Below are 457 nucleotides of genomic sequence, written 5' to 3'. Positions count from 1 at the left end.
TGGCATTTCTCTGGCAGGAATAACAAAAATAAGCGGCAGCACCATGATACTCGCCGCCCACATACTGCCATGGGCATTATCAAAAGCAGATAACTTAGGTGCATGTTTAGTGTAATGGGATGCGATGGCGTAGCTGAGTGAAGCACACAGTGCCGCAACAATTGCCGTGATAGCTTGGCTGTCGATAGTCAGGCTATTTTGACCTACCAAAATGGCCACGCCCGTTAAACCCAACAGTAAGCCAAGCAACATACTTTTAGTGGGTTTTGTTTTACTCCAAATAATACCCACGATGGCACCCCAAATTGGCGTTGTTGAGTTTAATATGGATAAGGTAGATGCATTAATTGTTTGTGCTGCATAGGCAAACAATAAAAAAGGAATGGCGGAATTAAGCGCGCCAAGAATGAAAAAATGCTTTTTGTGGGTCGCGAACGCAAGTTTCTTGCGTAAGTAC

1 protein-coding gene is annotated in these 457 nt (G+C 44.2%); it reads right to left on the bottom strand.

All coding sequences use genetic code 11. The annotated features are described in order from the left end of the window. The coding region (locus E0L37_RS21375) for an EamA family transporter (protein ID WP_166643124.1) at positions 1-457 on the bottom strand (457 nt) is incomplete at both ends.

It is taken from the genome of Alcanivorax sp. 24, from assembly GCF_004360225.1.
Lineage (GTDB): Bacteria > Pseudomonadota > Gammaproteobacteria > Pseudomonadales > Alcanivoracaceae > Alloalcanivorax > Alloalcanivorax xiamenensis.
Note: the sequence above shows the minus strand (reverse complement) of the source record. Positions and strands in the feature narration are given on the sequence as shown.